The sequence below is a fragment of the Sulfolobales archaeon genome (assembly GCA_038897115.1).
In the GTDB taxonomy this organism is placed as follows: domain Archaea; phylum Thermoproteota; class Thermoprotei_A; order Sulfolobales; family AG1; genus AG1.
In genome coordinates this window covers 1-7,664 of sequence record JAWAXC010000099.1, presented here as the reverse complement: position 1 = coordinate 7,664, position 7,664 = coordinate 1, and the positions used below count along the sequence as shown (strand labels likewise).

7 protein-coding genes are annotated in these 7,664 nt (G+C 42.8%); 3 read left to right on the top strand and 4 right to left on the bottom strand.

Annotated features, from left to right (window positions below):
* The coding region (locus tag QXE01_10370; protein MEM4971639.1) for a glutamate synthase-related protein at nt 1-561 on the bottom strand (561 nt) is incomplete at its 3' end.
* A 300-nt stretch (nt 562-861) separates the two neighbouring features.
* On the opposite strand from QXE01_10370, the gene QXE01_10365 reads away from it, so the two are divergent.
* Complete coding sequence (locus QXE01_10365) at nt 862-1,155, top strand: transcriptional regulator (protein MEM4971638.1); 294 nt, start codon at nt 862-864, stop codon at nt 1,153-1,155.
* A gap of 11 nt (nt 1,156-1,166) precedes the next feature.
* On the opposite strand, the gene QXE01_10360 is transcribed toward QXE01_10365, so the two are convergent.
* The gene (locus tag QXE01_10360; protein MEM4971637.1) at nt 1,167-3,287 is read right to left on the bottom strand and encodes a metallophosphoesterase; all 2,121 of its coding nucleotides are present in this window, start codon (nt 3,285-3,287) and stop codon (nt 1,167-1,169) included.
* A gap of 155 nt (nt 3,288-3,442) precedes the next feature.
* Here QXE01_10360 and QXE01_10355 point away from each other — a divergent pair, with 155 nt between their 5' ends.
* Complete coding sequence (locus QXE01_10355) at nt 3,443-3,784, top strand: SCP2 sterol-binding domain-containing protein (protein ID MEM4971636.1); 342 nt, start codon at nt 3,443-3,445, stop codon at nt 3,782-3,784.
* An 83-nt stretch (nt 3,785-3,867) separates the two neighbouring features.
* On the opposite strand, the gene QXE01_10350 is transcribed toward QXE01_10355, so the two are convergent.
* Nucleotides 3,868-5,418 carry a hypothetical protein gene (locus tag QXE01_10350; protein ID MEM4971635.1) on the bottom strand — a complete coding sequence of 517 codons (1,551 nt, stop codon included), beginning with the start codon at nt 5,416-5,418 and terminating at the stop codon, nt 3,868-3,870.
* Nucleotides 5,419-5,507: 89 nt separating this feature from the next.
* Here QXE01_10350 and thrC point away from each other — a divergent pair, with 89 nt between their 5' ends.
* Nucleotides 5,508-6,668, top strand: coding sequence for a threonine synthase (gene thrC / locus QXE01_10345; protein MEM4971634.1), 1,161 nt, complete (start codon nt 5,508-5,510; stop codon nt 6,666-6,668).
* 89 nt (nt 6,669-6,757) lie between these two features.
* On the opposite strand, the gene QXE01_10340 is transcribed toward thrC, so the two are convergent.
* Nucleotides 6,758-7,222, bottom strand: coding sequence for an RpiB/LacA/LacB family sugar-phosphate isomerase (locus QXE01_10340; protein ID MEM4971633.1), 465 nt, complete (start codon nt 7,220-7,222; stop codon nt 6,758-6,760).
* Nucleotides 7,223-7,664: the final 442 nt, after the last annotated feature.

Below are 7,664 nucleotides of genomic sequence, written 5' to 3'. Positions count from 1 at the left end.
GCCCACCGGGATCCTTCTGGTAAGTGATATGGGCTCGGTAACCTTTGATCCTGGGAGATGGCCTCCAATACCTGGTTTAGCACCCTGCCCAATCTTTATAACGATCCCCATGCCCTTCATCAGAACATCTATATCAACCCCAAACCTAGCTGATGCCCACTGTATAAATATTCTTTTATATCTAGCCACGTCTGGGTGGAGACCTCCCTCTCCAGTTCCAGCGAGGATTCCCATAGCATCTGCAGCCATAGCTATAGCTATATTGGGGATCCCGCTCAGAGCTCCATAGGACATATCCCCTAGATATATAGGTGATGACATCGGTATCCCGGAGATCTCTGTGTATGTAGATGCATTCACATCCTCCTTTGGATCTAGATCCTTTGGAAGTTCCTTAAAGATAACTCTATCTAATATCCTCAAACTATCCCTTCTATCAACATATATCTTGTAAGGCTTACCCGTAGTAGCAAGCCTCCTTATATGCTCAATTCTCTCAACATCCCAGAACTCCTCCCCCACCTGCCTTGGTATTGGAAGATATGTGCTAACCTGCACCATATATACGCACTTGAGTTAAATAAAATCTTACATTGCTTAAATACTTTTCTACATAAGAACGATCTATATTACTTGAAATAGCAAAAAAACTTTTTAAGCTATAATAAAAAGATACCCTCCACCCACAATACTAAAGCGAATGACTATTCACAACTAAACCCCGGGGATAAAGGGCTCTGACCTCCCCGCCCTAATGGGTGAAGCTCGCAGCCGTAAATTAGATGCCTCCTATATAGAATCTGTTATTACCATATACCATTTATTAATATATCCCCTACACCATCTACATATGGTGCCAAAATGCCTGAAAGAGATAAGCTGATCGGATTAGGGTTAATGGTGATTAGCGCTGTGATTATATTGATATATCTATATGGGCTGTTCTTCGCTGAAGATAGAATAGCGGAGATCCTTATTAAGATAACGATATTCGTAGCTGTTACAGGTGTTATGGGGATCCTAGGCTGGATAGGCTATACACTTGCAACCACACCACCACCCAAGCCAATAGAGGAGATAGAGAAGGAGATTGAGGCGGAGCTTAAAAAGCTAGAGGAGCAGGCTAAAGCTGAGAAAGAGGGGGAGACAAAGTAGTATTTTTAAAACTAGCCTCTCCTTTTTATAAAGAGGATCACTACCAAAGCTATGCCAACAACAGCTATTACTATACCAACTATAAGTCCGAGTGAATCGCCAATAGCTCTTTGAGTATATATAGCTGTAGGTGGTGTTGCTGAACCAGTTGTTTCTACTGGTGGGCTAATAGCGCTAGTGATTACTGTTACCGGCGTTGTGGTAGCTACGATAATAGCTGGCGGTGTGGTTGTATATATAGGAGGTTGTGTTGTAGTTACAGCTATAGTTGTGGTCTGTGCCGTAGCTGCCCTCTGTACTTCTCTAAATGTTACTGAGATCTCGCTCTCCACAATATTGCCATAGAGATCATATGCTCTCACTAGGAGGATCGCCCTTGAAGCGTTGATCTCTTTGAACATCGCTATGTACTTCGTATAGTCCCAGCTTGGGAGGGCCTCCTCCCAAAGATCTATAGATCTGCCGTCCTTTGTAGAAGCTCTTAATATGATCTCGACCCTATAAACATATGTAGATCCCCTCGACACCTCAACACTTACCCTAATTGGGTCTATCCCCTGCCTAGGCTGCCTTGGATCTACATTTATACTGATTATACCGGGCTTTAGAGATGTGTCTAGATTTGGATTCTTTGCTACAATACCCTGCGGCCTATAGATCTCCTGGCCCGATAGATCTACCCTATATATGGTTCTTAAAACGCCATCTTCTCCCAGAATCTCTATCTTAGCAGCTGGCTCAACAATCTCTCTAGATCGAGCATCATATAATATCCTCTCTATTGTGCTATTAGAGCCTGGAGAGTCTAGATAAATGCTTACAGGGTCTCTAAAGGATATGCCTAGCTCCTTAGAGATATTTAGAAAGACCCCCGAGTAGTCCTTATCAACCCAGTATCTTATAATAGCTTTTTCAATATTATAGCTATTCATATTACTTCTAGCATTGGTTCCAGGAGCATATCTAGGCGACACGGTACCGTTTGAATATATATCTATTATTCTAAATGCGTTATAATCAGATCTCGGGCCACCCAATGTGCCGGTTGTTATGAATATAGTCTTGTTCCTATATATAACTATTGAGTCCTGGTGTACATGCCCTGCTAGAACAGCTGACACATTATATATATCGATCAGCCTTAGGAATTCCCTAGCTATATTCTCATCCCCCGCCCAAGATGCATATAGGAGATCTCTTGGAACATCCTTAAGGGGCTGATCTATATATAAGCCCTTAGCCCCTGCCCTAAAGATCGGGTGGTGGGTTAAAACGATCTTGACCTTAGCATCTTGATTCTCTCTAAGGATCTTCTCGAGAAATGCTAATTGAGAACTATCTATAACACCCCTAGCAGATGTATCGAGACCGACTATTAGGTAGTTCTCAATCCTCCTGAACCATGTTATCGAACCAACATTAGAGCCATATACAGCTGAAAACACGTCTGGGCTTATCCCAGATCCATCATGATTCCCTGGAACAGCTAGTATGGGTTTTAAAAGTATCTTCAGAGCCTGTCTATAATAGGTGTAGAGCATAGCATCTCCAGGCCTATCTATCGTATCGCCTGTGTTGATCACGAGATCAATGTCGCTGAGCATGTTAGCCAGAAACACGGCTGAGGTTAGAGTTTGATATGCAGTTCCAATAGGTGTTGGTAGGAGTATATGGATATCCGATATATGTAGGATCCCCAGCTTATCTAGGCTCTTATTATATATATAGACACTCTTCTCACTAATCAACAGATTCCTCCCATCTGAAACAACTAGAGAACATGGGTAGAACCCCCCTGCAGGAAGCTCAAACCTAGGGACAGAGAAGTTGATACTATGTATACCAGCCTGGCTGCTATACCTATTCACCTTTAGAGAAATATTGATAAGACCAGATATATAGCAAGATAGATTAGCAGTTGCAAGACCTGGTGTAAAAGCTCCTGAGGGATCCCTCACCTCAACTATAAACCAGGCTCCCGGCTTTATAATCTGTGTCACCGAATAGGTCGGATCAAGTATATAGGGCTTTTCCACTAGCTGTGCTGTAGGAGTGAAGCCATTGACAACCATATATATTGTTGTTATTATTAATAAGAGGGTGATCAACACCATTAGCCCAGCCCTAGACATAGTGGGCACCCTTCCACAGGATATCAGCGTAGAGGCTAATATTCGGCTCCCCATGTGATAAATCTGGTTCTAGATAGAGAGGGTAGAAAAAATATGTTAGAAAATATATTGAATATGCTTATATATTGGAAGAGAATATTATTAAGGAGGGTCTCTTGGCAACGCTAGATCTTATGAGAAAGACAGCGGAAATTGTGAATAGCGATCCCAAGTTGAAAGGGCAGATAAAGGGTCCGATGTACTTCCAATTCGAGATCGAGGGTGAACCCCCCTTCTATATGGAAATAACATCTGAAGGTATCGTCAAGATTGTTGAGGGCAGACATGCATCGCCCACAGCTGTTCTATCCGCTAAGGATGAGGTAATGGTTAAGATTATAAAGGGAGAGTTAGATCCTGTTAGAGCATATCTAAGAGGAGAGCTAAAGATAAGGGGTGATATCTTCGCATCACAAAGGATCGGCGCTCTACTGTCACAGTTAAGAGGCCGTGTATAACGTGGCAACATATATCCTTTTTATAGCTGATTTTATAGCTGGAAACCTAGCTCTGAAAGGGCTAGGTAGAAACCTTTGATCCATTATGCTATGGTTTTCAGAACATATCTCGCTCCCGTTATAAACAAGATTCTAAGTCTATGCGATAGTAGGAGCGATAGTAACGCATATGTAGAGGCTGAGATTACTATGCTTGGTATTAGGATCGCGAGATCTCTCCAGAAAGACTTTATAATAATACTATCTGCGCCCCATAGTATCGCTGTATATGATGATGCTATTGAAGCTATCACAAATGCAGCGATATCTCTCCACGGGATTATGAATCTGGCATTTCTAGTTGCTAGCCTATATATGTATAGTGTATATGGTGCTGAGGATACAAGATATGAAATGCTATATGGCAGAACCAATATCACAGGATCCCTAGCACCGCTAATCCAGAGCATAGTCTGAGCAGCTGATGCTATGGAAATGCATAACACCATCCTAGTCATCTGGGCGAGAGGGATCTTCCCAAGGGCTGTGTTTGCTATATATGAGAAGCTTCTACCCTCCACATCAGCCCTCTCAACCCCGATTGCCACTGCCTCGAATATTGCTGCATATCCAATGATGAGGGCTTCTATAGATGCCATTATAAATAGTAGGGAGCCATCAACATATGCTGGGTTGAAGAGAGATATAGCTGGCTTTGAGAGTGCTATCAAGATAGATGTGAGGAAGATGGAGATAAAACTATATATAATAAGTATATCGGTTATGTCTTCTCCCCTAGGCTCTCTCAAGATCTTTGCATATAGCCCAGATGTAAAAGCCCCAGGCGATATAAAGGCCTTGGGAACCGAGGCGATAGATGCATATGCTGCAGGGATTGTTGATGAGGAGATAATACCCATAACCGCTTTATCTATATTGCCAAGAGCACCAGTAACGATCCCCGGTATGCTTAGGATAGATAGCTTTAGCAGCCTCATAGCCTCGCCAAAACCCCCATTGGCACGGTTTCTAAGCATGTTTAGCCTTAGATCAACAACCCTTATCCTAGCAAGGAGAAGCATGCTGGATATAATGAGCACTATACTAGCAATTCCAGGCCCTATAACAGCTCCAAATACTCCAATGCCAAGGATAACTACTAGATAGTAGGAGAGAGCAACCCTAGTAGTTTCGAAGAGCACTCCTAGATATCCCCCTTTCTCAGGAGCATATAGGCTGAGCAATGAGATCCATAGGTTAAGGGGAGATAATATAACGTAGAAGATCATTATTAGAATTGAGAGGAGGAAATAGCTATAAACACCACCTATGAAGATCATGGCCGCAGCTATAAATAGAGGGATAGCAATAGCAATGTATATACCCGCAATGATAAAGGTAGCCCTTAGCGAGCTAGACACGCCTAGCACATATCTCCTAGATCCCCACGAGATCCACGAGCCAATAGGCATTGCAATAGCGTTAGCTAAGCCTAGGAGGGTTGCGTATAAACCATATTCAGAGGGATCAAGCCTTCTTATAACTACAACTGTGAATATGAAAGAGGTTATCGTCCTATAGATCCCCACGAGAAAGTTCACAATCGCGGAGAGCCTAACCCTTATCCTATATTGTGGATCTCTCCTCTCCCCCATTATCCTCAAGGAGAATATACGGTAAGGCTTATAAGAGAGCTCCACCCAGCATTTATGGTGGTTATGATGGAAATCAGGGCTCGAAATACATGGGGCTAGAGATAAGGGATAAAAGGGTTGTTCTAAAATGCCTCATATGTAATAGGGAGAATATATCTAGTGTTAGGGCTACATTCTGCAGCTTCTGTGGAGGACCTCTAGAGGTTTTAATGGATGTCTCCAACATATCTAGATCCGAGTTCTATAATATTAGAAGCATGTGGAGATATAGAAGAGCACTCCCAATGGGCGACCAGATCGAGCCGATAACGCTGGGAGAAGGGGCAACCCCTGCTATAAGGTTGAAAACGATAAGCAGGGTTCTAGGGGTTAGAGAGATATATGCAAAGATAGAGGGTATGAACCCTACTGGAAGCTTCAAGGATAGAGGTATGAGTCTTGCTGTGAGCCTCGCAACTCATTATGGCTTTAAAGAGTTTATAGTAGCTAGCACAGGGAATACGGCTGCATCAGCAGCAGCATATGGCGCAAGAGCCGGGGCTAGGGTCACAGTTGTCCTTCCCAAGGGCTATGTAGCTAATGGAAAGCTGTTTCAAAGCATGCTACATGGTGCTAGAACAATATATATAGATGGATCCTTTGACGATGCCTTATTAAATGTATTTGAAGAGCTATCCGGAAAAGACATGCTATATCCACTAAATTCTATAAACCCATGGAGGCTTGAGGGGCAGAAAACCGCTGCCTATGAAATAGCTGAGGATCTAGGGGAAGTTGATCTAGTGATCCTACCGGTTGGAAATGGAGGAAATATATATGCCCTCTACAAAGGCTTCAAAGAAGCCCGCGATATAGGATTGATAGGTAGAATGCCAAGAATAATTGGGGTTCAGGCTAGAGGGGCATCGCCAATAGCTAGAGGGTGGGTCTATGGTGGAAAGGCTATAGAACCTTTTGAAAAACCCGAAACAATTGCAACTGCGATAAGGATTGGAAAACCAGCTAACTGGCTAAAAGCTTTTAAAGCTGTTAGAGAGACAGGGGGCTTCTTCGTGATCGTTGATGACGATGAGATCTTAGCTTCCCAAGGGCTTCTCGCAAGGCTCGAGGGGATCGGGTGTGAGCCGGCTAGTGCAGCATCTTTAGCAGGCCTCATAAAGATTGTTAATGAGGGCCTCATAGATCCCGATTCTAGCATCGCTATAGTATTAACGGGACACGCTTTAAAAGATCCAAATATAAGATCCTAGCATCTTATAGGAATATGTAGCCCTTGTTTATCCATTTTTCAACATCTACATACTATAAAAAATGGTTAATATAGCTTAGAGCTCTCCCACTATTTCTGAGAAACTTCTTCACCAGAGGGTATACCGCCTTCATCGATCTTTTTTAGAAATTCTATATTCCCCTTTTCAGAGGGATCTATCTCCGTTGTTGATATCCACGCCTCGATTATCTCCTTAGCAACCTCCTCAGAAACAAGCCTACCGCTGAGGGCAAGGACATTAGCATCATTCCAAAGCCTGGCACCCCTAGCTGTCTGAGCATCGTTGCATAGCGCTGCCCTCACACCCCTAACCTTGTTAGCAGCAATCGAGACCCCAGTTCCTGTATAACATACAACAACACCCCAGTCAGCCTTTCCCTCAGCAACCATCCGCCCAACCTCTAACCCTACAAGAGGCCATGGCTCTGGCTTGTTTGTCTTAAGCGAGCCCACAGGTATTACCTCGAAGCCCTTTTTCTTCAGATATTCAAATACAAATCTCGCAGCAGGATATAGATCGTCAGAACCTACCACAACCTTTTTCCCTATAGCCGTTTGTACATCCCCTCCCATACTATTGTTCTAAGCTCTATAATATTTTTCATCACCCTAGCTAGCTCTATATCGGAAAAGCTATATACTCTTAATTTCTAGATCTCCTCTAGTTAAAATTCCCCATAGCAAGAAATCTGTCTATATTATTCCCGCTATTTTAAATACTCGCTTCCTAGCCTCCTGCTATTTCACTACTTTAAATACTATAATTCTAAGTATTAATGATCAAAATATTGGTATGTATTCCCTATCTTAATGTGTAAGGCGGGATACGAGCTTCATATGGATTGATAATCCATATATAGCTCGATAGCTTATCCTATTAGGTGGTTCTATGATTAAGAGGATAGTCTCGACAGAGCCAGGTTCTACTGAGATTATCGCATATCTAGATCAGGGTATTGAAAGGATCGTGGGTGTT